Annotated in this window: 20 protein-coding genes and 5 pseudogenes; 5 read left to right on the top strand and 20 right to left on the bottom strand. The window is 67.1% G+C overall.

What is annotated here, in order from left to right; all coding sequences use genetic code 11:
* Positions 1-4: 4 nt before the first annotated feature.
* From Y694_RS22510 to Y694_RS25655, 14 genes and pseudogenes are all read right to left on the bottom strand, one after another.
* Positions 5-388, bottom strand: a complete 384-nt coding sequence (locus Y694_RS22510) for a hypothetical protein (protein WP_051495668.1) — start codon at positions 386-388, stop codon at positions 5-7.
* Entirely contained in the window at positions 389-1,882 is a 1,494-nt protein-coding gene (locus Y694_RS08795) for a lipopolysaccharide biosynthesis protein (RefSeq protein ID WP_036231668.1), read from the bottom strand.
* 55 nt (positions 1,883-1,937) lie between these two features.
* A complete protein-coding gene (locus Y694_RS08790; protein ID WP_036231667.1) occupies positions 1,938-3,287 on the bottom strand; it encodes a hypothetical protein in 1,350 nt (449 codons plus the stop codon).
* Positions 3,287-3,442: a hypothetical protein gene (locus tag Y694_RS24155; protein WP_161727977.1), complete on the bottom strand. Its 156-nt coding sequence runs from the start codon at positions 3,440-3,442 to the stop codon at positions 3,287-3,289. Before Y694_RS24155 ends, Y694_RS08790 begins: the two co-directional genes overlap by 1 nt.
* An 18-nt stretch (positions 3,443-3,460) precedes the next feature.
* The gene (locus Y694_RS08785; RefSeq protein ID WP_231497604.1) at positions 3,461-4,330 is read right to left on the bottom strand and encodes a polysaccharide biosynthesis tyrosine autokinase; all 870 of its coding nucleotides are present in this window, start codon (positions 4,328-4,330) and stop codon (positions 3,461-3,463) included.
* A 55-nt stretch (positions 4,331-4,385) separates the two neighbouring features.
* Complete coding sequence (gene epsF / locus Y694_RS08780) at positions 4,386-5,819, bottom strand: chain length determinant protein EpsF (protein ID WP_036231665.1); 1,434 nt, start codon at positions 5,817-5,819, stop codon at positions 4,386-4,388.
* Positions 5,820-5,829: 10 nt separating this feature from the next.
* On the bottom strand, positions 5,830-6,003 hold the full coding sequence (locus tag Y694_RS25670) for a hypothetical protein (RefSeq protein WP_231497603.1): 174 nt from the start codon (positions 6,001-6,003) through the stop codon (positions 5,830-5,832).
* Positions 6,000-6,596 (bottom strand): polysaccharide biosynthesis/export family protein, encoded by a 597-nt coding sequence (locus Y694_RS08775; protein ID WP_231497602.1) that lies wholly within the window; start codon positions 6,594-6,596, stop codon positions 6,000-6,002. Before Y694_RS08775 ends, Y694_RS25670 begins: the two co-directional genes overlap by 4 nt.
* A gap of 473 nt (positions 6,597-7,069) precedes the next feature.
* Positions 7,070-7,789: pseudogene (gene ubiE, locus Y694_RS08770) on the bottom strand (bifunctional demethylmenaquinone methyltransferase/2-methoxy-6-polyprenyl-1,4-benzoquinol methylase UbiE); the annotation flags it as partial.
* Positions 7,790-7,799: 10 nt separating this feature from the next.
* Positions 7,800-8,215 (bottom strand): annotated as a pseudogene (locus tag Y694_RS23260) (gamma-butyrobetaine hydroxylase-like domain-containing protein).
* Between the two features lie 34 nt (positions 8,216-8,249).
* Complete coding sequence (locus Y694_RS08765; protein WP_036231663.1) at positions 8,250-8,693, bottom strand: HIT family protein; 444 nt, start codon at positions 8,691-8,693, stop codon at positions 8,250-8,252.
* Complete coding sequence (locus Y694_RS25665; RefSeq protein WP_231497601.1) at positions 8,690-10,168, bottom strand: (Fe-S)-binding protein; 1,479 nt, start codon at positions 10,166-10,168, stop codon at positions 8,690-8,692. The genes Y694_RS08765 and Y694_RS25665 overlap by 4 nt, the downstream gene beginning before the upstream one ends.
* Positions 10,169-10,232: 64 nt before the next feature.
* The gene (locus tag Y694_RS25660) at positions 10,233-10,553 is read right to left on the bottom strand and encodes an FAD-linked oxidase C-terminal domain-containing protein (RefSeq protein ID WP_231497600.1); all 321 of its coding nucleotides are present in this window, start codon (positions 10,551-10,553) and stop codon (positions 10,233-10,235) included.
* A gap of 401 nt (positions 10,554-10,954) precedes the next feature.
* Positions 10,955-12,613, bottom strand: a pseudogene (locus Y694_RS25655) (DUF3683 domain-containing protein); the annotation flags it as partial.
* Positions 12,614-12,720: 107 nt separating this feature from the next.
* Here Y694_RS25655 and ugpQ point away from each other — a divergent pair.
* Together ugpQ and Y694_RS08745 are read left to right on the top strand one after the other, a co-directional pair.
* A pseudogene (ugpQ, locus tag Y694_RS27110) lies at positions 12,721-13,833 on the top strand (glycerophosphodiester phosphodiesterase); the annotation flags it as partial.
* A gap of 139 nt (positions 13,834-13,972) precedes the next feature.
* Entirely contained in the window at positions 13,973-15,166 is a 1,194-nt protein-coding gene (locus tag Y694_RS08745; RefSeq protein WP_036231657.1) for an ATP-binding protein, read from the top strand.
* Between the two features lie 19 nt (positions 15,167-15,185).
* Here the strand turns inward: Y694_RS08745 and argJ are convergent, their stop codons facing one another.
* From argJ to Y694_RS08730, 4 genes and pseudogenes are all read right to left on the bottom strand, one after another.
* Positions 15,186-16,415 carry a bifunctional glutamate N-acetyltransferase/amino-acid acetyltransferase ArgJ gene (gene argJ / locus Y694_RS08740; protein ID WP_011830326.1) on the bottom strand — a complete coding sequence of 410 codons (1,230 nt, stop codon included), beginning with the start codon at positions 16,413-16,415 and terminating at the stop codon, positions 15,186-15,188.
* A 22-nt stretch (positions 16,416-16,437) separates the two neighbouring features.
* Complete coding sequence (locus tag Y694_RS27105) at positions 16,438-16,527, bottom strand: SEC-C metal-binding domain-containing protein (protein ID WP_409072470.1); 90 nt, start codon at positions 16,525-16,527, stop codon at positions 16,438-16,440.
* 29 nt (positions 16,528-16,556) lie between these two features.
* Positions 16,557-19,194: pseudogene (gene secA / locus Y694_RS08735) on the bottom strand (preprotein translocase subunit SecA); the annotation flags it as partial.
* A gap of 222 nt (positions 19,195-19,416) precedes the next feature.
* Entirely contained in the window at positions 19,417-20,415 is a 999-nt protein-coding gene (locus Y694_RS08730; protein ID WP_036231655.1) for a M23 family metallopeptidase, read from the bottom strand.
* 16 nt (positions 20,416-20,431) lie between these two features.
* On the opposite strand from Y694_RS08730, the gene Y694_RS08725 reads away from it, so the two are divergent.
* A complete protein-coding gene (locus Y694_RS08725; RefSeq protein WP_011830329.1) occupies positions 20,432-20,749 on the top strand; it encodes a hypothetical protein in 318 nt (105 codons plus the stop codon).
* Positions 20,750-20,831: 82 nt separating this feature from the next.
* Here the strand turns inward: Y694_RS08725 and Y694_RS08720 are convergent, their stop codons facing one another.
* A complete protein-coding gene (locus Y694_RS08720; RefSeq protein WP_036231653.1) occupies positions 20,832-21,533 on the bottom strand; it encodes an ABC transporter ATP-binding protein in 702 nt (233 codons plus the stop codon).
* The gene (locus tag Y694_RS08715; RefSeq protein WP_036231651.1) at positions 21,526-22,782 is read right to left on the bottom strand and encodes a lipoprotein-releasing ABC transporter permease subunit; all 1,257 of its coding nucleotides are present in this window, start codon (positions 22,780-22,782) and stop codon (positions 21,526-21,528) included. Before Y694_RS08715 ends, Y694_RS08720 begins: the two co-directional genes overlap by 8 nt.
* Between Y694_RS08715 and Y694_RS08710 the strand changes: the two genes are divergently transcribed.
* On the top strand, positions 22,777-23,781 hold the full coding sequence (locus Y694_RS08710) for a TraB/GumN family protein (RefSeq protein WP_081782204.1): 1,005 nt from the start codon (positions 22,777-22,779) through the stop codon (positions 23,779-23,781). The genes Y694_RS08715 and Y694_RS08710 overlap by 6 nt on opposite strands.
* A gap of 32 nt (positions 23,782-23,813) precedes the next feature.
* The coding region (locus tag Y694_RS08705; RefSeq protein WP_036231647.1) for a hypothetical protein at positions 23,814-24,557 on the top strand (744 nt) is incomplete at its 3' end.

Genomic DNA, 24,557 nt, shown 5'->3' with positions numbered 1-24,557 from the left:
CGCCTCAGAAACTGCGTCTTCGGTTGCCCCCCGAAAAATGACTCGGGTGCTCATTCCAGTACAGCACGACTGGCACACGAGCGATCAACCAGGACGCCAGCGCCAACTGGGAGCCGAGCAGGAAGACCAGATCGGGCTGCTCACTCTTCACGAAATGGGCGAGACGACGGATGTAGCCGAACAACGGCCGTTTCCCGGTCCGTGCCGTCGGCAAGACCTTGACGGTCAGGAGTTCGCAGGCGAATTGCTTTTCGAACGACGCATCCCTCAAGACGAGCGTCACGTCGTAGTGTCTTGCCAACGCTTCTATTCGGTACTTGAAATCAAGGAAGCCTGGCTGGTTGTCGTAGAACCAGGTACCGATCACGATCCGGGGACGACCACTCATCTATGCGCCTTTCGCCAGCACGGATGTCGCCAGCAACTCCTTGAGCACGACCAGATCCTCCCGACGCAGCGTACGCAAGAGGACCACGCCAGCCGCACATGCGAGGAAGGCCCCGCATGCGACCGCGATGCTCGCCACGACTGTTGCATCGCGGACGAGAATTCTGCCGATCACCACCAGCGCAATCGCCACAACAGCGACTCGCAGGTCCTTGCCCCAGTCCCACGTCCCGACGGTTGCCTTGCTGGGGCTCCATCGAAGAGCGCACCATAACGCTGGCGAAACCAGCATAGCGACCACAGCGACCCCGATTCCACCGGCATGCTTGGCGGCGAACCACATGATGGGAAACAGGAACACAGAGATCAATGCGAACCGACGCAACAACAGCGGCATCTCGTGGGCGATGCTGCTCGAGATCCACAGGACGGAACTGATGGTGCTGGCAGCCAAGCCGACCAAGATCAAGGCCGCCAACAAGCCGGCGTCGTTGTACTTTCCACCGGTGACGATCGAAATGATCGGGTCGCCCGCGATCCCGAAGACGACCGCCAAACCGATGATGGGATAGGCGCTGACCCGGCGCAGCAGGTCCAACTGGCCGATGATCGCCGTCAGGCTCTCGCCCTCGGCGAACCGCCGGACCATCACCGGCTCGACCGCCGTCTGCAGAATCTGCATCGGAAGGTACTGCTTCAGGCGGTCCGCGAGCGTCTGCAGGAAGCCGAATGCGGCGATCACCGCGGCACCCGAATGGAAGCCCACGATGACGCGCAGCATGCTGCCCTGCCACGGCAGACCGAGAATGTAGGAGCCGTAGTTGGACAGCGCCATCTTGCCGAGCGAGCGCCAGGTCGGCCAACTCGCGCAGTCTCCGTTCGCCTCGGCGATCCGCATCCGCCGAAGCACCGGCATCACGACCGCAAACGCGACAACGATCAATTGGAGGAACTCGACGCCCACCAGGATCAGGAGCACCCAGACGAGCTTGAGCACACCGACCAGCAACGAGATCGAGCACAGCACGGCAAGCCGGACGACGATGCCTGCGAGCACGATCGCCGCCTGCAACTGGAACTTCATCAGGCTGCTTGCAGCGTGCCCGACGACTTCCGAAAGTCCGACGACGATCGCCAGTGCGCAACCTAGCGAGATCGGAACCCATATTGCTTCCTGCGCCTGCAACGGCACAAGAGCCGTCAATATGGCGAGGACAACGATGGGCGCGAGTAACAGCCGCGGTGCGAAGGCGATGCCGATCAGCTTGCTGGCAAAGACTGCGTCATTGCGCAGATAGGCTTCTGGCAGGAATCGATACAGAACGCGATCCATCCCGAAACCGGACACGATGCCCGCGATCGAGATCGCCGAAACTGCGATCAGATACTGCGCGAACTCCTCGACGGACATCCATCGCACCAGGATCAATGGAATGGCAATTCCAGACAGCCCGGTGACGACCCTGATGACAGCGAAACCTTTGAGTGAAGCCATCAGATGACGAAAATTCCATCAGGGCGGCCCATCGGGCCGATGCGGAATCGAAGACTCAATTTCCGGCTCTGAGGCGCGATCGGGTCGCACACACATAGCCAACGGCAATTGCCAACAGAAGTTGAGTGGAAGGATCCTCGAGTAGCGAGGTATTGTAGAAAAGCAGCGTCAAGGCAATCAGAAAATAGACAGACAGCGCGTCGAGACGTGCCGCTTCGATGGGTGGGAGATCCGGATGCCGCGCTGCCTTGATGCTCGCGAGCAAGCCGAAGATCACGATCCCGACAAATGCGAAAAGTCCGATCAGCCCGGCGTCCCACAGCAACATCGCGATGCCCGTCGCCGCGATCTTGAACGGCACGAACCGAACGGCCACCTCCCCCAGCCCCCCCGTCGTCGATACCCGTGAAGATCCGACTCCATAGCCGGCAAGGCGACGTGGAGTGTCCGTGTAGGTGTCGTTGACCCAGAAGCCGATCGAAGCACCGCGACTGACCTCACCCGTCTGCGGATCGACGTTGTAGGGGTCGAAGAAATAGGCCATGCGCTCGACCATGTCACCGGATGCCCGGTCCGGTGCCTTCGACCAATACATTGCGCTGTAAGCGACGAACATCCCCATCATCACGACCGAGACGACCGCGACCGTCGCAAACAGGGCCACGGCACTGCTGAAAATCCGCTTGCGCAGCACGAAGATGACGGCCATTGGAATCCAGAGGAACGCTGCCTTCACTTCTCCGGCAAAGATGATGACCAGTCCGACTCCTCCATAGAGGAGCAGTCTGGAGAAATTCTTCGAACCGCGAGCGAACCGGGCCAGCTCGTACGACATCACGAGCAACGCAAAGAGCACCAGCGTCGAGTTCGCACCGCCGCCCTCGATGATCCCACCGAAGCTCCCTACGACGGCATCGAACGCCGTCGTGACATCTGGGCGGGCCGGGACGATGACGAAGTGCTGGTAGAGCACCAACGGCACTTGGATGAAGAACACGATCGCCAGCAAACGCCAGAGCAGGTCGCGAAAATCGCTCGACCCGCCGCAGCGCAGCATGATGAGCGCGGCAACCCAGATCGGCAGCGCATTCTTCAACCCGACGACGACCTGCGAAATCGGTGGCGTGTTGATCGTGATCGCGAAGAGGATCGTGATCATGTACAGCACCACGCACACCATCGCCGGCTCACGGAGAGCGGCAGCCCAGGAATCGGCACCGCCGAGGCGGAACCTGTCGTCGTGCTGCCGGATCCGCAGCGAGACGCGAACCAGCGCCAATGCGCACAGCAGGTAAGGCAACCAGGCGATCGGCTGGAAGCGCAGAAAGTACGATGCCGTGCCCTGGATGATGAAGGTCACGACCACGATCAGGCTGAAGAACGCCGGCAGCGGAAGGAGCATCATCAATGCCCCCCGATCAATCCCGCCAGCATCAGCTGGGAAATCAAGGTTCCCTTGGCTGCCAGCACGCCACTCGCGATCGCCAGCACGAGCAGCGATGCACCCAGCACGAGCGCGAGCGACTTGCCCAATCTGCCGGAGGAGCCCATGGCAATCAACTGAACGGGGCCCTTCGATCAGTAGTCGTTGACGACCACACCCGCAATCTTGGCGCCACCCTCTTTCAGCACCTCGACCAGTTCTTCCAGATAGTCCATCTTCGATTCGTTCTTCCGTGCCACCACCAGCGCCGCACCACACTTCGAAGCGATGACCGCACCATCGGAGCCGTACACCGCTGCCGGCGTGTCGACGAGCACGTGGTCGAACTTGCTGGTCAGCTCCCGCATGAGCAACGCAAACGCAGGCCGCTCGATCAGTTCGAGCGGATTGGGCGGCGTGACTCCGACCGTCATGACGAAGAGACTCGGGATCGTCATGACCTGCTGAATCACCTGGGGCTCGGCACGCCCCGCCAAGACGCCGGACAAGCCGACGGCGTTCTGTAAACCGAACACCGAGTGCAGCCGAGGGTTGCGCAGGTCTGCATCGACCAGCAGCGTCCGCCCGCCGAGTTGGGCAAGCATGACCGCCAGGTTGGACGCAAAGAAAGTCTTTCCATCGCCGTGTTCCGGGCTCACCACTGCCAGCGAGAGCCGCGGCTGATCACCCGAGAACAGCCGCATCATCAACTGACTGCGAATCCCGCGGAACGACTCCGCTTGGTAGGAGAACGGCTGATGAAGAGCGACGAGTTCGGAGCTGACGTTCCGCTGCTCCTCGGGAGCGTAGGGATAGTGAAACTGCTGCGACAAGGCAAACAACACATCGTCAGAGCTGGCCAGCCCCAGTGCGACTGCGGCATCGCCGAACCGGCCGCCATGCTCGCGCTGGTAGCTCAGGACACGCTCGACTTCGTCGGCAGACAGATTGCGCAGCTCACGAATGATGTCGCCAATCAACCTGTCGTGGATGGGCGGCCCCTTCGATTCGACGATCGTGGGCATCGTCGAGGCAGACGCGCCGTGCTCGTGGCGCCTCGAGTCTTGAAACTTCGCCATGTCAGTTGCTACCCGCAGAATTCAGTGCTTTGACGTTCCGCGCGCTGGACAACAGCGGCATGCGGCTTCTGCCATGGTCGAGCGCTCGACGATTCGGGGCCGGCAAGACCCCCAGAACCGGGAGTCCGATCATCTCGACGATGTCTTGGTTGATACGGAGCCGACGGTCGGCAGATTCCATGGCCATGGCGGCTCCGACGGCGAGGAAGGATCCGAAGAAGATGGCCAGCGCAATGTTCAGGAGCAACTTCGGCGACGTCGGCTTGGACGGCGGAACAGCCTCCGAAAGTGCCAGGATGTTGCTCTGCGTCGTCTGGCTTTCCAGGCTCGATTGATTGAGACGCCCGACCACGGATTCGTAGGCCTTCTGTGCCGCCTCGACATCTCTTTGCAGCACAGCGCTCTCTTCTCGTTGCGCCTTCAGCTTGATGACGCGACTCCTCTGCAGTTCGAGCGCTGCACGCAATTCCGCTTCGCGTTGACGATTGATGGTGTTGGCAACACCCACCCCACCGGTCACCCGGCGCGTTTCGGCATCGAGTCTCGCCCGCACCTCGCTGATGCTGGCCTTGGCTTCAACCACCTGAGGATGGTTGTCACCCAGCCGCGAATTCAGCTCCTTCAACCGGGCCTCCGCACGCGACAGATCCGACTTCAATCCCCCGATGACCGGATTGGTGAGCACCTCTTGCAGACGGTCGGCGGAGCTGCTGCCGGCCTGCATCGAGCGGCTGCTGGACTCCGCCGACATCGCCTGCACCATCACCAACTGCGACGACAGCTCGCTCAGGCGCGCGTTCTCGATGTCGAATCGCTCGTCGGTCGCCGTGATGCCCTTCTCGCGCTGGAACTCAGACAACTTCGCACGCGAATGATCGAGCGCATCCCGTAACTCTTTCGATCGGGACTCGAAGAATCCCGTGTAGTTCTTTGCCGGGTTCGTCCGCATGTCCAGCGACGTATCGACATAGGACTTCACGAAAGAATTGGCCATGTCTGCCGCCACCTGCGGATCGGTCGCGGCGTAGGACACGTTGATCACGCTGGATTCTCTCGACGGCGTGACTGTCAGATTCTTCTGCAGCGCCTCGACCAGCCACGAATCGATCGAACCCTCGCCACCGGAAGACTCCTGCCATTCGGCCCGCAATTGTGGGTTACTGCTCAATTGCAGCTCTTTGATGACACGCTCGGTCACCTTGCTGCTTTTCAGGATATCGGTTTGAGTGGCCATGTAGGCCACCGGTGGCAGGTATTGATTCATCGCACCGCCGACCGGATCGGGACGGAACTCGACAACCACAGCCGCAGTCGCGACATATTGCTTCGGCAACAGGACGCTGACGACGATCGTCGTCACCAACGTCAAGCCCAAGACCAACATGCAAACTGCCCAGCGCGCGCGCAGCACGCTCAAGAAATGAGCCAGTGTCACGGTTTCCCCTTCAGAAGAGACTTTCTTTCACGTAGACAACGTCGCCATCGCGAAGCGCCTCGTCCATCTGCGGCTGCAATATCTGGACTTTTCCGTCGGCTCCGCGGCGATGCACGCGCAAGCCCTTCTCCGTACCCCGCAAGGTCAGACCGCCGCCGGTAGCCAGCGCCTGCATGACCGTCATGCCGCGCTCGAGCCGGAAGCACCAGCGCGCTGCACTTCGCCGTAGATATAGACCATCGGCGCGCGATCGATCCAGACGACATCGCCATTCACGATCTGGATATCTCCGTTGGCACGCGCCTGCCCGACCGACCGTGCCAGGTCGATTTCGGCCCGGAACGGTTGTCCGCCGCGCGTTCCAACCACCGTCACCACGTCCGCACCGGAGGGCGCGATACCGCCAGCCACCGCAAGGACATCACTGAGCTTCGAGTCGGCAACCTCCAGTGGATAGCGCCCCGGCTTGTTCACCTGCCCCAAGACCGACACCTGGTTCCCCCGAACTTGCACCACGAGCACAGTCACCTGGGGTTGCTTCACGAAGTTGCCGGTCCGCAAGCCTTCAGCGATGCGGTTCTCGATCTGCGTCACGCTCAATCCACCGGCCTTGACCGAACCCAGCAAAGGATAGGAGATGACGCCGGCCTCCGACACCCGGGTTTCGAGCGTGAGATCAGGATTCTGGTAGACCGTCACACGAATGACGTCGCCGGAGCCGAGAACATACTCGTTCCGAACGGGCTGAGTCGCTCCCTGCGCGTTGGCCACGGGCATCACGCTCAGGGCGCCAAGCGCAACGAGCACGCCAAGGAAACACTGCCGAAACACTCTCATCACTTCAACCCCAATTTCCATTGCCGACCACCTGATTTTCTCTGCCTCAAATCTCGTGGAACCTCGGAGCACCGAGCTGCGAAGGGACACAACACTGCCACGCGATCTTGAAGCGCACCTGCCGCAGAAATCTCGAGGCCGCGCGACGACAAAACCCTCGAAACTCCGCAAAACCCCGGGCCAAATCATGCGCCGGCGCCCTGGCCGAGCACGTTGGAAATTTCCGACCATCGTGTTCATTCAACGAACGCCGGAGCCCCCGTGGAAAAGCTCCAATCGAGTGTACCTGTCGGTCTCGGCGGGCTCTCCACCCAATACCGGGGGCCGCCAGACAGACGACAGGGGCGCTGTGAAATCCTCACGATGCTTACCGGAAAGCGCCGGTCCCGACGATTCGTCGCGTCAACAACGAATCCCGCATGCAGGGCCACTACCCCGCCCGCCATGTTGTGGACATCGACGTGTCCGAAGCCGGCAGCGCGCATCAGCCCCTTCAGCGCGGCCTGATCAGGGTGCATCCTGATCGACTCGGCCAGGTAGCGGTAGCTGTCCGCGTCGTTCGCGACCCACTTGCCCAAGCGCGGCAGCACCTGGAACGAATACCAGTCGTAGGCCTTCTCCAGCGGCTTGGCCACCTTGGAGAACTCCAGCACCAGCAGGCGCCCGCCCGGCTTGAGCACCCGAGCCATCTCTGCCAGGGCCTGTTCCTTGTGGGTCATGTTGCGCAGGCCGAAGGCCACGCTGACCACGTCGAAGCTGCCACTGGCGAAGGGCAGGTGCTCGGCGTCGCAGATCGCGGTCGGCAGGACCAGGCCCTCGTCGAGCAGGCGGTCGCGGCCGGTGCGCAGCATCGCCTCGTTGATGTCGGTGTGCACGACCATGCCGCGGCTGCCGACGCGACGCGAGAAGGCGCGCGCCAGATCGCCGGTTCCACCGGCGATGTCGAGCACGCGATCACCGTCGCGCACGTTCGCGACGGCCACCGTGTAGGCCTTCCAGGCACGGTGCAGGCCCAGCGACATCAGGTCGTTCATGACGTCGTACTTCGATGCGACCGCATCGAACACACCGCGCACGCGACCGGCCTTTTCTTTCTCGTCGACGTTCTGGAAGCCGAAGTGCGTGCTGCCCATGCCGCAGTCCTCAGTGGTGGTGGCCGCAGGCCGAACCGCCAGCTTCGACCATGGGGGCGTCGCGGTCCACCCCGGCGGCGGCGAGCCGCGCTTCGTAGGCCTGCCAGAGCTGCTCCTGCTGGCGACCCAGGTGGTAGAGGTAGTCCCAAGCGAACAGACCGAGTTGTGCCCGTCCGAGAAGGTGGGCTGGACGGCGTAATTGCCGACCGGTTCCAGTTCCACGATGTCGACATTGCGCTTGCCGGTCTGCAAGACCTCCTGGCCCGGGCCGTGTCCCTGCACCTCGGCCGAAGGCGAATACACGCGCAACAGCTCGAACGGCAGCCGGAACTGCGCGCCGTCGGAGAACGCAATCTCGAGCACCCGGGACTGCTGGTGCACGGTCAGGGCAGTCGGGGTCGGGGTGTCGGGGGTCAGTCCGGCCATTGGAGGATGCTCGTCGTCGGGGAACGCTGCCAGTTTAATGGCCGGCGAGCGGTGTCAGCGCCGCCACCACGCGCGCATCGAGGTCGGCCAGCGGCAGCGACAGGCGCACCTCGGCCATCGGCTCGACGCGACGCTGCGGCGCGCCCCACACCGGTTGTGGGAAATGGCTGTCCCAGTCGAAGCGCGCGATCACGTGCCAGTGCAGGTGTGGGACCACATTGCCCAGGCTGGCAAGGTTGATCTTGGTCGGCCGCAGCGCCTCGCGCAGCACCGTCTCGACCTTCGCGACCGCCTGCATGCACAGGCTGCGCTGCACCGGTGGCAGGTCGGTCCACTCGGCGACGTGAGCGTTCCAGATCACCCGGTAGAACGCTGGGAAGGCGGGATCCTCGGCGCGGATCACGCGCCAGTCGGCGGCACGCAGCACCAGCCGGCCGCCGTCACCGCGGCACAGCTCGCAGTCAGCCTGCCCGGTCACACGAGCACCCGCTCGATGCCACCGGCGTTGGCACGCTCGACATAGCCTGGCAGCCATTCTTCACCCAGGATCCTGCGTGCCATCTCGACCACGATGTAGTCGGCCTCCAGCAAGCCATTGTTCAGGTCGTTGCCGTAGCGGCTCAGGCCCTGCAGGCAACTGGGGCAGGACGTGAGGATCTTCACCGGCCCGTCGGCGCCCACGCCGCCCGAGGCGCGCAGAGCCGCCTCGTCGCGGCGCAGCTCCTCTTCCTTGCGAAAGCGGATCTGCGTGGAGATGTCGGGGCGCGTGACACCGAGCGTGCCGCTCTCGCCGCAACAGCGCTTGCTCTCGCGCACCCGATCGCCCATCAGTGCCTTTACCGTCTTCATCGGCTCCTGCAGCTTCATCGGGCTGTGGCAGGGGTCGTGGTACAGGTAGCCGCCGGCGCCTTCGAGCCGGATGCCCTTCTCCAGCAGGAACTCGTGGATGTCGACGATGCGGCAGCCCGGGAAGATCTTGTCGAACTGGTAGCCCTGCAGCTGGTCGTAGCAGGTGCCGCAGCTCACCACCACGGTCTTGATGTCGAGGTAGTTCAGCGTGTTGGCGACGCGGTGGAACAGCACCCGGTTGTCGGTGATGATCTTCTCAGCCTTGTCGTACTGGCCGCCGCCGCGCTGCGGATAGCCGCAGCACAGGTAGCCGGGCGGCAGCACGGTCTGCACGCCGGCATGCCAGAGCATCGCCTGGGTCGCCAGCCCGACCTGCGAGAACAAGCGCTCGGAGCCGCAGCCAGGGAAGTAGAACACCGCCTCGCTGTCGGCCGTGGTGGCCTGCGGGTCCCGGATGATCGGCACGTAGTCGGCATCCTCGATGTCGAGCAGCGCCCGCGCGGTCTTCTTCGGAAGGCCGCCCGGCATCTTCTTGTTGATGAAGTGGATCACCTGGGCCTTCACCGGCGCCGGGCCCACGGTCGCCGGCGGCGCCGCGGTCTGCTTGCGCGCCAGCCGGCGCAGCAGGTCGTTGGCCAGGCGCTGGGCCTTGAAGCCCACGTCGACCATGGCCGAGCGCATCAGCTTGATCGTGTCGGGGTTCTTCGCGTTCAGGAACAGCATCGCCGCCGCGTTACCGGGGCGGAAGCTCTTCTGCCCCATCTTGCGCAGCAGGTTGCGCATGTTCATCGACACGTCGCCGAAGTCGATCTTCACCGGACACGGCGACAGGCACTTGTGGCAGACCGTGCAGTGGTCGGCCACGTCCTCGAACTCCTGCCAATGCTTGATGCTGATGCCGCGGCGCGTCTGCTCCTCGTACAGGAAGGCCTCGACCAGCAGCGAGGTCGCGAGAATCTTGTTGCGCGGGCTGTAGAGCAGGTTGGCGCGCGGCACATGGGTGGCGCACACCGGCTTGCACTTGCCGCAGCGCAGGCAGTCCTTCACCGAATCGGCGATCGCGCCGATGTCGCTCTGCTGCATGATCAGCGACTCGTGGCCCATCAGCCGAAGCTGGGCGTGTAGGCGTGGCTCAGGTCGGCCGCCAGCACATCGTCGCCCAGGCCTTTCAGGCGTCGCCGCGCAGCAGCTTGCCCTTGTTGAAGCGGCCCTGCGGGTCGACGCGCTGCTTGTAGGCGATGAAGTCGGCGATCTCGGCGTCGCTCAGGAACTCGAGCTTGGTGATGCCGATGCCATGCTCGCCGGAGATCACGCCGTCGAGCCGGCGCGCCAGCGCATGATGCGGCCCACCGCCTCGTGTGCGGTCTGCAGCATCTCGTAGTTGTCGCTGTTGACCGGGATGTTGGTGTGCACGTTGCCGTCGCCAGCATGCATGTGCAACGCAACCCAGACGCGCCCACGCAGCACCTCCTGGTGGATGCGGCTGCATTCGTCGAGCACCGCGGCGAACGCGTCGCCGCTGAACAGCGCCTGCAGCGGCGCCCTCACCTGCGTCTTCCACGAGGCGCGAAGGCTATGGTCCTGCAACTGCGCGAACAGGCTCGGCCCGCCGTCCGCCGGCCGCACGTCCAGCCCCTGCAGCCAGCCCTGCCACAGCGCACGCACCTCGCGCAGCAGCGTCAAAGCCTGCTGCACGCGGTCTTCCAGCAGCTCGGCGCTCGGGATGTCGCTGGCATCGTCGTTCCTGCCGAGCGGGAGTTCGCCGCGCTCGAAGTAGGTCTCCAGCGCGTCCAGCAGCTGCAGCTTGTTGCGCATCGACAGCTCGACGTTGATGCGTTCGATGCCCTCGGTGTACTCGCCCATCCGCGGCAGCGGAATCACCACGTCCTCGTTGATCTTGAAGGCGTTGGTGTGCTTGCTGATCGCCGCGGTGCGCTTGCGGTCGAGCCAGAACTTCTTGCGCGCGTCGGCGCTCACCGCGACGAAGCCTTCGCCGTGGCGCGAATTGGCGATGCGCACCACCTCGCTGGCGGCGCGCGCCACGGCGTCGGCGTCGTCGCCGGCGATGTCACCCACCAGCACCATCTTCGGCAGGCCGCCGCGCTTGCTCTTGGTGGCGTAGCCGACCGCCTTCAGGTAGCGGTCGTCCAGGTGCTCCAGCCCGGCCAGGATCGCGCCGCCCGTACGCTGCTCGGCAAACAGGTAGTCCTTGATCTCGACGATGCTCGGCACCGCGTCCTTCGCATTGCCGAAGAACTCCAGGCACACGGTGCGCGTGTGGGCCGGCATCTTGTGCACGATCCAGCGCGCGCTGGTGATCAGGCCGTCGCAGCCTTCCTTCTGGATGCCCGGCAAACCGGCGAGGAACTTGTCGGTCACGTCCTTGCCCAGGCCTTCTTTGCGGAAGCTCGGGCCGGGCACGTCGAGCCGCTCGGTACGCACCGGCGTCTTGCCGTCGGCCTCGAAGTAGCGCAGCTCGAAGCTCGCCAGCTCGGCATCGTGGATCTTGCCGAGGTTGTGGCTCAGTCGCACCACCTCGAGCCACTGCGCGTCGGGCGTCACCATGCGCCACGACGCCAGGTTGTCGAGCGCGGTACCCCACAGCACGGCCTTCTTGCCGCCGGCATTCATCGCGATGTTGCCGCCGATGCAGCTCGCCTCGGCCGAGGTCGGGTCGACCGCGAACACGTGGCCGGCACGCTCGGCGGCGTCGGCCACGCGCTGGGTCACCACGCCCGCCTCGGTCCACACCGTCGGCACGGGTTGCGCGAGCCCCGGCAGCGAGACCCACTCGACCTCGCTCATCGCCTCGAGCTTCTCGGTGTTGATCACCGCGCTCTTCCAGGTCAGCGGCACGGCTCCACCGGTGTAGCCGGTGCCGCCGCCGCGCGGGATGATGGTCAGGCCCAGCTCGATGCAGCCCTTCACCAGCGCCGCCATCTCGGCCTCGGTGTCCGGCGTCAGCACGACGAACGGGTACTCGACCCGCCAGTCGGTCGCGTCGGTCACGTGCGACACGCGCGACAGGCCGTCGAACTTGATGTTGTCCTTGGCCGTGTGCCGCCCCAGCCGGCGCTGCGTGCGGCGGCGCAGCTCGGCCATCGTGTCGAAGCCTAGCGAGAAGCGATCCACCGCCTCGCGTGCCGCCTTCAGCAGCTCGCCGACGCGGGCATTGCGCTGCGCCGCTTCCACGTCCATCGTGGCCTCGTCCTTGTCGGCGCGGCGCTTGTCGATCTCGCCCAGCCGGTGCTGCAGGGCCTCGACCAGCTGGCGGCGCCGGCGCGGGTTGTCCAGCAGGTCGTCTTGCAGGTAAGGGTTGCGCTGCACCACCCAGATGTCGCCCAGCACCTCGTAGAGCATGCGTGCCGAGCGGCCGGTCACGCGCTCGGCGCGCAGCTGGTGCAGCATCTCCCACGACCGCGGCCCGAGCAGCCGCAGCACGATCTCGCGATCGGAGAACGAGGTGTAGTTGTACGGGATCTCGCGCAGTCGCGCGGCGTGGCCGTCGGCGGCCTGGATCGTGCTGTGGAGGGGAAGCGGTGCGTTCATGGTCACCAGCCGCCAACATCAAGTCGCGTCTGGGCCCGAATGCTATCGCAGTGCAGCACGGCCGACGCCCGTGCGGTCATGACTGCCGGTGCTGGCTACCATGCAGCATGCCGCCTCCTGCGCCCTGGCCCTACCCGTTCTGGATCGCCCACCGCGGCGCCGGCAAGCTGGCGCCGGAGAACACGCTGGCCGCCTTTCGCGCCGGTCAGGCACGCGGCTATCGCATGGCCGAATGCGATGTGACGCTGAGTGCCGACGAACAGCCCTTCCTGCTGCACGACGCGACCCTCGATCGCACGACCGACGGGCACGGCCTGGCGGCCGGACAGTCCTGGGCCACGCTGGCCGACCTGGATGCCGGCGCCTGGCATGGCCCCCGCTTCCGCGGCGAGCGCCTGCCGACGCTGGCATCGCTGGCCGAGCACGCCCGCCACAGCGGCCTGCTGCTGAACCTGGAGCTCAAGCCCGGCCCGGGCCAGGCGGCGCGTACCGGCGCCGTGGTCGCCCGAGTGGCCGCCGGCCTGTGGGCCGGCCTCACGCCGCCGCTGCTGAGCTCCTTCGAGACCGCCTCGCTGGCGGCGGCGCGGGACGCTGTCGAGGCGCTACCGCGCGCCCTGCTGCTGGAGCGTCTGGCGACAGGCTGGCGCGAAGCGGCCTGCGGTCTGGGCTGCATCGCCATCGTGGTCCACCACGGCGCGCTCGACGCCGACGCCATCCGCCAGGCCCATGAGGCCGGCCTGCGCGTGCTGTCCTACACGGTCAATGGCGCGGCGGAGGCCCGGCGCTTGCGTGCGGCCGGCATCGATGGCCTGATCACCGACGCCATCGACCGCTTCGCGCCGGACACGCTGGCTGAACACCCGAGGCCCGGGCCGCGTGCAGGCTGGGGATGGTCAACGGCACCCGCCGCGGCAACATCGAGACCGATCCAGGATCCACGAAAGGAACGCACCCCGATGGAAGCCCTTCTGCATCTGCTGCACCTCGAAGACGACGCACTCGACGCCGATCTGCTGTGTCGCACCGTGCAGCACCTGGGGGTGCGCGCCGAATGGCAACGCGTGTCGACCGCTGCCGACTATGTGCAGGCGCTGGGCGAGCACCGCTTCGACGCGATCCTCAGCGACAGCGAGGTGCCGGGCCTGGACGGTCTGCAGGCGCTGCAACTGGCCGGTGAACGGCAACCCGGAGCGCCCTTCATCTTCGTCAGCGGCCACGCGGACGAGCAGCGTGCGCAACAGTGGCTGGCGGCCGGCGCCGCCGATGTCGTCCCGAAGGACGCACTGTGGCGGCTGGCGCCGGCGTTGCGGCACCCGCTGCTGCAGGCCGACCGCGATCGACTGGCCTGGCGCGCGCGGCATGGCGCTGCTGGTCGACATCGTCAAGCAACTCTCGCTGGCGCGCAGCGTGGAGCAGATCATGGCCATCGTGCGCCACGGCGCCCGCGAGCTGACCTCGGCCGATGGCGCCACCTTCATCCTGCGCGACGGCGACCTGTGCCATTACGCCGACGAGGATGCGATCGAGCCGCTGTGGAAGGGGCAGCGCTTTCCGATGTCGGCCTGCGTCAGTGGCTGGGTCATGCTCCAGCGCACGCCCGCCGTCATCCCCGACATCTACCAGGACCCGCGCGTGCCGGTCGACGCCTACCGCCCGACCTTCGTGCGCAGCATGGCGATGGTGCCGATCCGCAGCGAGTCGCCGATCGGCGCCATCGGCAACTACTGGGCACGCCCCTACCGGCCGAGCACCGACGAGGTGTCACTGCTGCAGGCCCTGGCCGACACGACCTCGGTCGCGATCGAGAACGTGCAGACGCTGCAGGAGCTGGAGCACCGGGTGCAGGAGCGGACCGCTGCGCTGCGCGAAGCCAACGCCGGGCTGGAGGCCTTTTCCTACAGCGTCGCCCATGACCTGCGGGCCCCGCTGCGGGCGATCAGCGGCTACAGCGGTCTGCTCGCCGACCATCACCGTTCGCAGCTCGATGCGGAAGGCCAGGGCTTCCTGGACCGCATCGGCAAGTCCGCACGGCGCATGGAAGCGCTGATCGACGACCTCATCAAGCTGGCGCATGTCGGCCACGGCGACGTACAGCACCGCACGATCGACATCGGGCAACTCGCCCACGAGATCGTGGGCGTGCTGCGCGAGCAGAGTCCACGGGCCGGCATGACGGTGCGCATCGCCACCGGTCTGAAGGTCGTGGGCGATCTGGGCCTGCTGCGCGTCGTGCTGGAGAACCTGCTGTCGAACGCCTGGAAATACACCCTCCGGCGCGACGACGCGCTCATCGATCTGCAAGGCGCCCCAACGGCCGACGGTCAGCTCGTCTGCCAGGTTCGCGACAACGGCGTGGGCTTCGACATGACGGCGGCCGAACACCTGTTCGAACCGTTCAAGCGCCTGCACGGCGACGTCGAGTTCGCGGGCACCGGCATCGGGTTGGCGATCGTGCGCCGCGCGATCCACCGCATGGGCGGGCGGCTCTGGGCCGAATCCGAGAAGGACCGCGGGGCGACCTTCTACTTCGCACTGCCGCTGGGCCGCGGCTGACGTCGCTTCGGACGAACGCTCAGCTGCGGTAGTCGGCGTTGATCGTGACGTAGTCGTGCGAGAGATCGCAGGTCCACACGGTGGCATGGGCCGCCCCGCGGTGCAGATCGACCCGCACGGTGATCTCGCTCTGCTTCATGACGCGCTGGCCGTCGGCCTCCTGGTAGGCGGGATGGCGACCGCCCTTCGTCGCGACGTGCACGTCGTCGAGGTGGAGGTCGATCAGCGACTGGTCGAGGTCGGCGATGCCCGCATAGCCCACCGCGGCGAGGATCCGGCCCAGGTTGGGGTCGCTGGCGAAGAAAGCGGTCTTCACCAGCGGTGAATGCGCGATCGCGTAGGCGACCCACCGGCACTCCTCCTTCGAGCGGCCGCCGTCGACACGCACCGTGATGAACTTCGTCGCACCCTCGCCGTCGCGCACGATCGCCTGCGCGAGCTGCTGCGACACCGCGATCACTGCCTCGCGCAGCGCTGCACCTTCGGGCGACTCGAGTGCCGTGATCTCGTCGTGCGCCGCCTGGCCCGTGGCGACCAGCACGAAGCTGTCGTTGGTGGACGTGTCGCCATCGATGGTGATGCGGTTGAAGGACCGGTCAGCCGCCTCGCGTACGAGCGCCTGCAAGGCGCGCGGTGCCACCCTGGCATCGGTGGCCACGAATCCGAGCATCGTCGCCATGTTGGGACGGATCATCCCCGCGCCCTTGGCGATGCCGGTCACCGTCACCGTCCGGCCGCCGATCTGCAGCTGACGCGACGCGGCCTTGGGCAGGGTGTCGGTGGTCATGATGGCCTCGGCGGCGGCCGGCCAGTTGTCGGCCCGGCAGTCGGCCAGCGCCGCCGGCAGCCCGGCCTCGATGCGGTCGGTGGGCAGCGTCTCCATGATCACGCCGGTCGAGAACGGCAGCACCTGCTCCGGCGCGATGTCGAGCCGGCGGGCCAGCGCCACGCAGGTGGAGAACGCGCGCACCAGCCCGTCCTCGCCGGTGCCGGCGTTCGCGTTGCCGGTGTTGACGACGAGTGCCCGCACGCCGACGGCGGCCTCCAGGTGTTTGCGGCACAGTTGCACCGGCGCGGCGCAGAAACGGTTCTGCGTGAACACCGCCGCCACCGCAGAGCCCTCTGCCAGCTTGAACACGCTCAGGTCACGCCGGCCCGCCTTGCGCACACCGGCCATCGCGATGCCGATCTCGACCCCCGGCACGGGATGCAGGTCGGCGGCGTTCGGGGCGACGAGATTCACGGGCATGAGGCTCTCCGGGTCGCTGCGATCAAGCCAATCGGCCGTGACACTGCTTGTACTTCTTGCCGCTGCCGCAGGGGCAGGGGTCGTTGCGTCCGGCGCGCGGCACCTCGGCCATGCGGTTCGCCACCTCGGTGGCCGGATCGGCCTCGACCGCCACGCCACCGTCTTCGGTGGGGTGCGTGTAGGTGAGGTTGCTGATGGCCTCGGCCTTCTCCTCCAGCGCCTCGGCCGCCTGCGTGACTTCCTCGGTGCTGCGGATACGTACCGTCATCAGCAGGCGGGTGACGTCCATCTTCACCGTGTCGAGCAGGGTCGAGAACAGCTCGAAGGCCTCGCGCTTGTACTCCTGCTTCGGGTTCTTCTGGGCGTAGCCGCGCAGGTGGATGCCCTGGCGCAGGTAGTCGAGCGCTGCGAGATGCTCGCGCCAGTGCGTGTCGATCGACTGCAACAGCACCGCGCGCTCGAAGCCGGAGAACTGCTCCTCGCCGACCAGCGCCACCTTGCCGGCGTAGGTCTCGTCGGCGGTCTTGGCGACCATCTCGACCAGATCCTCATCGGTGATCGCGTCGCTCTTGTCCACCTGCGCGGCGATCGGCACGTCGAGCTGCCATTCGTCGCGCAGCACCTTTTCGAGGCCGGGGATGTCCCACTGCTCCTCGACACTCTCGACCGGCACGAAGGTGCGCACCACGTCGGTCATCGCACCACGACGCAGGTGGGCGATCTGGGCGCCGAGCTCCTTCGATTCGAGGATGTCGTTGCGCTGCTGGTAGATCACCTTGCGCTGGTCGTTCGACACGTCGTCGTACTCGAGCAGCTGCTTGCGGATGTCGAAGTTGCGCGCCTCGACCTTGCGCTGCGCACCCTCGATGCTGCGCGAGACGATGCCGGCCTCGATGGCCTCGCCATCGGGCATCTTCAGGCGCTCCATGATCGCCTTGACACGGTCGCCGGCGAAGATGCGCATCAGCGGATCCTCGAGCGACAGGTAGAAGCGCGAGGCGCCCGGATCACCCTGACGGCCCGAACGGCCGCGCAGCTGGTTGTCGATGCGGCGCGACTCGTGGCGCTCGGTGGCCACGATGCGCAAGCCGCCCGCCGCCTTGACCTGCTCGTGCAGGCCGGCCCATTCGTCCTTGAGCTGCTGGATGCGGCGCAGCTTGTCGTCGGCCGGGATGGCGTCGTCGGCCTCGATGAACTGCACCTGCTTCTCGACGTTGCCGCCCAGCACGATGTCGGTGCCGCGGCCGGCCATGTTGGTGGCGATGGTCACCGCCTTCGGCCGGCCGGCCTGGGCGATGATCTCCGCCTCGCGGGCGTGCTGCTTGGCGTTGAGCACCTCGTGTGGGAGCTTGTACTTCTCGAGCAGCTTCGAGATCAGCTCGGAGTTCTCGATCGACGTGGTGCCCACCAGCACCGGTTGGCCGCGCTCGTAGCAGTCCTGGATGTCCTTGACCACCGCCTCGTAGCGCTCGCGCGAGGTCTTGTAGACCAGGTCGAGCTCATCGCGGCGCTGGGTCGGCTTGTTGGGCGGGATCACCACGGTCTCCAGACCGTAGATCTCCTGGAACTCGTAGGCCTCGGTGTCGGCCGTGCCGGTCATGCCGGCGAGCTTGCCGTACATGCGGAAGTAGTTCTGGAAGGTGATCGAGGCCAGCGTCTGGTTCTCGGCCTGGATCGGCACGCCTTCCTTGGCTTCCACCGCCTGGTGCAGGCCGTCGCTCCAGCGCCGCCCGGTCATCAGGCGGCCGGTGAACTCGTCGACGATGACGACCTCGCCGTTCTGCACCACGTAATGCTGGTCACGGTGGTACAGATGGCGCGCGCGCAGCGCCGCGTACAGATGGTGCATCAGCGTGATGTTGGCGGCGTCGTACAGGCTCGCCCCCTCGACCAGCAGACCGGCCTGCGCGAGCAGCGCCTCGGCGTGCTCGTGTCCCGCCTCGGTCAGCACCACCTGGTGGGTCTTCTCGTCAGCGGTGAAGTCGCCGGCCTCGATCACGCCCTCGCCGGTGCGCGGATCGGCCTCGCCGATCTGCTTCTTCAGCAGCGGCGCGACCGCGTTGATGCGCAGATAAAGCTCGGTCTGGTCCTCGGCCTGGCCGCTGATGATCAGCGGCGTGCGCGCCTCGTCGATCAGGATCGAGTCGACCTCGTCGACGATCGCGAAATTCAGCGAGCGCTGCACCCGGTCGGCCACCTCGGTGACCATGTTGTCGCGCAGGTAGTCGAAGCCGAACTCGTTGTTGGTGCCGTAGGTCACGTCGGCTGCGTAGGCAGCCTGCTTGGCCTCGCGCGTCATCTGCGGGCCGTTGACCCCGACCGTCAGCCCGAGGAAGTTGTACAGCCGTCCCATCCACTCGGCATCGCGCCGCGCGAGGTAGTCGTTGACCGTCACCACGTGCACGCCCTTGCCGGCCAGCGCGTTCAGGTAGACCGGCAGCGTCGCCATCAGCGTCTTGCCTTCGCCGGTGCGCATCTCGCCGATCTTGCCGTTGTGCAGCGTCATGCCGCCGATCAGCTGCACGTCGAAGTGGCGCATCTTCAGCGCCCGCTTGCTGCCCTCGCGCACGACGGCAAAGGCCTCGGGCAGCAACTGGTCGAGCGTCTCACCGTCGGCCACGCGTTGCTTGAACGCCTCGGTCTTGGCCCGCAGTTCGTCATCCCCGAGCTGCTCGAACTGCGGCTCGAGGGCGTTGATCTGATCGACCACGCGCCGGTACTGCTTGAGGAGCCGTTCGTTGCGGCTGCCGAAAATCGAGGTGAGAAGCTTGGGCAACATGCGGGGAATCGGTCGATGAGGGGTGAAGCGGCCCGCAACGTGGCGAGCACAGCAACCGCCGGGCCATCACGCCACGCCACAGTGCAGCCCCGGGCTGCAAGCAACTGCGGATGGCACTCCGGAATACAAGAGCGGCGCCCGTTCGGCGCCGCACTCAGCCCAGAACTCTACCACCCGCCCCGGGATGCCCCACCCTAGCGACGGGGCTTCCGGGCCGTCGTGTCAGCGGGCCTCCGCCGTGCGGTTCGCAGCCCGAGCGACATTGCCCGCAGGCAGCCGGGAAGCCTGCGCCAGGAACTTCGCCGGATCCTGCGGCGCGCCGTCAACCAGCACCTCGAAATGCAGGTGCGGCCCGGTCGAGCGGCCGGTGCTGCCGACCTCGGCGATCTTCTGGCCGCGACGGATCAGGTCGCCGGGCGCCACCAGCAGCCGCGCCGCGTGGGCATAACGCGTCACCAGGCCGTTGCCGTGGTCGATTTCGACCGTGCGCCCGTAGGCGGGGTGGGTCTCGGCGCTCATCACCACGCCGCCCGCCGCCGCCAGGATGGCGGTGCCGGTCTCGGCCGGGAAATCCAGGCCGGTGTGGAGCGCACCGCGGCCGGTGAAGGGGTCTGTCCGGAAGCCGAAGCCCGAGCCCACCGGCCCATCGACGGGGGCCGAGCTCGGCACCATCAGCGCCCGCAGGCGCGTCTCGAGCAGGCGCGACTCGACCAGCGTGAACACGTCGCTGTGGCGGTCGGCCCCTTCATCCAGCGCGGCGATCGCCTGGTTCAGCTGCGCCAACGACGGCGATTCGACCGGCACATAAGGCCCGCCCCGCCCGCCGCCAACGGCCGCGCCGGCGGGAACCGGCGCCGCCGGACGGTCGAGGCCGCGGAAATCCTCGGGCTTCAGGCCAGCCAGCCCGGAGACCCTCTCGCCCATGGTCTCGAGCTTCATCAGCTTGGCCTGCATCTCGCCGACCTTCGAAGCCATGGCGTCGAGGTTCTCGCGCATGAAGCGGTCGCGCTGCGCGATCTCGTCACGCACCACCAGCTTGACCACCTGGCTGACCACCGGCCAGCCCTCGCGCGCGGCCTTCAGGAACACGAAGTGGTAGATCGCGCCCGACAGCGCCAGCAGCAGCCCCACGAGGAAGGTTCCGACGATCGCCAGCTTCCAGGCCGGCAGGTCGAGCACGCGGGTGCGTGCGTAGCGGCCATGGGTCACTATGATCTGCATACGGTCTCCTTCATCCATGGCCCTGCATCCCAACTCCAGCCTGCCCGTCGCGCTGCCGATCGGCGATGCGCTGGCGCAGTCGGAGCCGCTCGTGCGGCTGCAGGCACTGCTGCGCGAATCGAACGCGCGTTTCGACGTGATCCGCCCGCTGCTGCCCGCGGCGCTGGCCGTTCAGGTGCGGCCGGGCCCGGTGGACGAACAGGGTTGGGCGCTGCTTGCGGGCAACACGGCCGTGGCGGCCAAGTTGCGGCAGTTGCTGCCCCGTTTCGAGGCCGCGCTGCAGCAGCAGGGCTGGAAGGGTAGCGCGATCCGCATCCGGGTTCAATCGAGTTGATCCGGCCCAGCCGGTACCAGTGCACGCCCGGGCCGGCGACGGCCGGCGACTGTGCAACAGCCTGTGTGCTCGGGCCTGAACGTCAGGCCTGCAGCGTGCCGCGGTCGAGCCGCACGCGCCGGTGGCAGCGCGCCGCCAGCGCGTCGTCGTGCGTCACCATCACATAGGCGGTGCCCTGGGCCTGCGCCAAGTCGAGCATCAGTGCGAACACACCGTCGGCGGTGGCGCGGTCGAGATTGCCGGTAGGCTCGTCGGCCAGCACGCAGGCCGGCCGCGTGACCAGCGCCCGGGCCACCGCGACGCGCTGGCGCTCGCCGCCCGACAGCTCGGACGGCCGGTGCGCGGTGCGCGCGGCCAGCCCCACGGCGGCGAGCATAGCGTGCGCCTCGGCATGAGCCGCTTCGCGCGGCAGGCGCCGGATCAGCAGCGGCATGGCGACGTTGTCGAGCGCGCTGAATTCGGGCAGCAGGTGGTGGAACTGGTAGATGAAGCCGAGATGCCGGTTGCGCCAGGTGCCTTGGGCCGCCGCATCCATCGCAGCGAAGTCGCGGCCCATCAGCTGCACGCCGCCGGCGCTGGGCCTGTCGAGCCCGCCCAGCAGGTGCAGCAGCGTGCTCTTGCCCGAGCCGGACGCACCCACCACCGCGAGCGTCTCGCCGCGCACCACCTGCAAATCCACCCCACGCAGCACCGCCACGTCGAGACCGCCCTCGGTAAAGCGCTTGTGCAGCCCGCGCGCCTGCAGCACGGCACCGTGGCTCACCCCCTCCCCCGACTCACTCATAGCGCAGCGCCTGGGCCGGTTGCACGCGGCTCGCGCGCCAGCTGGGGTAGATCGTCGCGACGAAGGCGAGCAGCAGCGACACCAGGCCGATCGGCACGATGTCGGCCGACTGCGGATCGCTCGGCATGCGGCTGATCAGGTAGATGCTGCCAGGCAGGAAGCTGGCGTTGAACAGACGCTCGAGCGCAGGCACGATGACATCGATGTTGAGCGACACCAGCAGCCCCAGCGCCAGTCCCGAGCAGGTACCGATCACACCCGAGGCCGCGCCCTGCACCATGAAGATCCCCATGATCGAGCGCGGGCTGGCGCCCAGCGTGCGCAGGATCGCGATGTCGGCCTGCTTGTCGGTCACCGTCATCACCAGCGTGCTGACCAGGTTGAAGGCCGCCACCGCGACGATCAGCGTGAGGATGATGAACATCATGCGCTTCTCGAGCTGCACGGCGTCGAACCAGTTGCGGTTGGTGCGGGTCCAGTCGCGCACGCTGACCGCGGGGCCGAGCTGCTCGGCCAGCTCGAAGCCGACGCGGCGCGCCTGCTGCTGGTCGCGCAGCCTGAGCTGCACGCCGGTGGGCCCGTCCACGCGGAACAGCCGCGCCGCATCGTCGATGTGCATCAGCGCCAGTCCGCTGTCGTACTCGTAGTGACCGGCATTGAAGGTGCCCACCACCGTCATCTGCTTGAGCCGCGGCACAACGCCGGCCGGCGTGACCTGGCCGTTGGGCGTGACCAGCGTCACCGGGTCGCCCACCTTCACGCCCAGCGTGCGCGCCAGCTCGCCGCCCAGCACGATGCCCCAGGCGCCAGGCTTCAGGCCCGCGAAGGCGCCGTCGCGGGATTGCGCCGCCAACGGCGTCACGTTCGCTTCTTCGGCCGGATCGATGCCGCGCACGACGGCGCCGCGCATGTCCTCGCCGCGCGCGATCAGCGCCTGGGTCGCGATGAAGGGCGCCGCACCCAGTACCTCGGGATTGCCGCGCGCCGCCGCGGCGGTAGCGCGCCAGTCGGGCAGCGCATTGCCGCCGGCTTCGAAGATCTCCACGTGCGCGATGACGCTCAGCATGCGGTCGCGCACTTCCTTCTGGAAGCCGTTCATCACCGACAGCACGATGATCAATGCCGCCACCCCGAGCGCGATGCCGAGCATCGACACACCCGAGATGAAGGAGATGAAGCCGTTGCGCCGCCCGCTGCGGCCGGCGCGGGTGTAGCGCCAGCCGATGGTGAGTTCGTAGGGCCAGTGCATGAGCAGCAGGATGCTACCCGAGGCGATCCGGCCTCGCGGCGGTCGGGATCGTTGCGGCGCGTTAGGCTGGCCGCCCTCGCACCCGCAAAGACGAAGGAGTCTCGACATGCCGCTGCACCGTCTCGCCACTGCACTGGTGGCCCTGCTGGTGCTCACCGTCGGCGCCGCAGTCGCCGCGCCGTTCGACCGCGGCCTGCTGTGGCGCATCGAGCGCGACGGTCGGCCGGCGAGTCACGTCTACGGCACCATCCACCTCGACGACGCCCGCGCCAAGCCTTCGGCCCGCAGGTGGACGAGGCCCTGGCCGCGTCGCGCGCCCTGGTGGTGGAGATGCTCGACGACGCCGACAGCCGCAGCGCGTTCGAGACGGCGGCCCGGTTGCCGCCGGGGCGCAGCCTGCGCACGCTCGCCGGGCCCGAGCGCTTCGAACGCGTGGCGTCGCGGCTCTCCGCACGCTATGGCCTGCCGGCCGCCGCCACCGAGCGTCTGACACCCTGGGCCGCCTACCTGACTCTGTCGCAGCCGCCTCGGCCTCAGGGCGAGATCGTCGACGCCGCGCTGCAGCGCATCGCGCGCCAGCGCGGGCTGCCGGTCGTGCCGCTCGAGACAGCGCGGGAACAGATCGCCTCGATCGCGGCCGTGCAGACCGGGCACATGCTGGCGCTGCTGGAGGCGCAGGCACGGCGCCACGACGAAACCATCGCCGCCATCGACACGCTGCTGGCGCGCTATCTCGAGGAAGACCTCGACGGCATGCTGCAGAACGAGGAACTCGCGCTGCGCGACGAGCCGGCGCTGCGCCCCGCCTACAGCGACCTGTTCGAGCAGATCCTGGTGCGCCGCAGCGCCCGCATGGTCGAGCGCATGCGGCCCCGGCTGGAGCGCGGCGGCGCCTTCGTCGCGATCGGCGCCCTGCACCTGCACGGCGAGCAGGGCGTGCTGGCGCTGCTCGAGCGGGCTGGCTGGCAGGTGCGGCGCGTCGAGAGGCAGCGCCGCTGAACCGTCCGGGGACCGGCCCGGATAATCCTGCCATGCACCTCGTGATCCCCTTCGCCGCCCCGCTGTCAGAGGCAGGCCAGCACGCGTTGGGCGAGCTCGCGTTGCCGGCGCTCGACGCGCTGCTGGGCCGGCTCACGGCCGACCCCCTGAACGAAGGCGACGAATACCAGCTCTCGCCGCCACACGAGCGGGTGCTCGCCCGAGCGCTCGGCTGGCGGGGGGCCGACGGCGCCCTGCCCTGGGCGGCCCGCGCCGCCGCCGCAGACGGCCTGGACACCGGCGATCTGGCCTGGGGCCTGCTGAGCCCGGTGCACTGGCAGATCGGCCGCGAGCACCTGACGATGGACGACCCCGAGTCGCTGGCACTCGACGCGGCCGAGTCGCGCGCCGCCTTCGACACCGTGCGACCACTGTTCGAGAGCGAAGGCTGGCTGTGCGCCTGGGGCGCGCCGACACGCTGGTACGTCGCCCACGAGACCTTGGCCGACTTGCCGACCGCGTCGCTCGACCGCGTGATCGGCCGCAACCCCGATCTGTGGATGCCAGAGCACCCGGCCGCGCGTTTCGTGAAGCGTCTGCAGAACGAAGTGCAGATGCTGCTCTACACGCACGCGCTGAACGACGCCCGCGAAGCGACCGGCCGGGACGTGCTGAACAGCTTCTGGCTCAGCGGCTGCGGCACCCACCAGCCGGACCGCGGCGAGGCACCGCGGGTGCTGGACGCGCTGCGCGCGCCGGCGCTGCGCGAGGACTGGGCCGCCTGGTCCGAGGCCTGG

The organism is Methylibium sp. T29-B (genome assembly GCF_000576225.1).
In the GTDB taxonomy this organism is placed as follows: domain Bacteria; phylum Pseudomonadota; class Gammaproteobacteria; order Burkholderiales; family Burkholderiaceae_C; genus Methylibium; species Methylibium petroleiphilum.
Note: the sequence above shows the minus strand (reverse complement) of the source record. Positions and strands in the feature narration are given on the sequence as shown.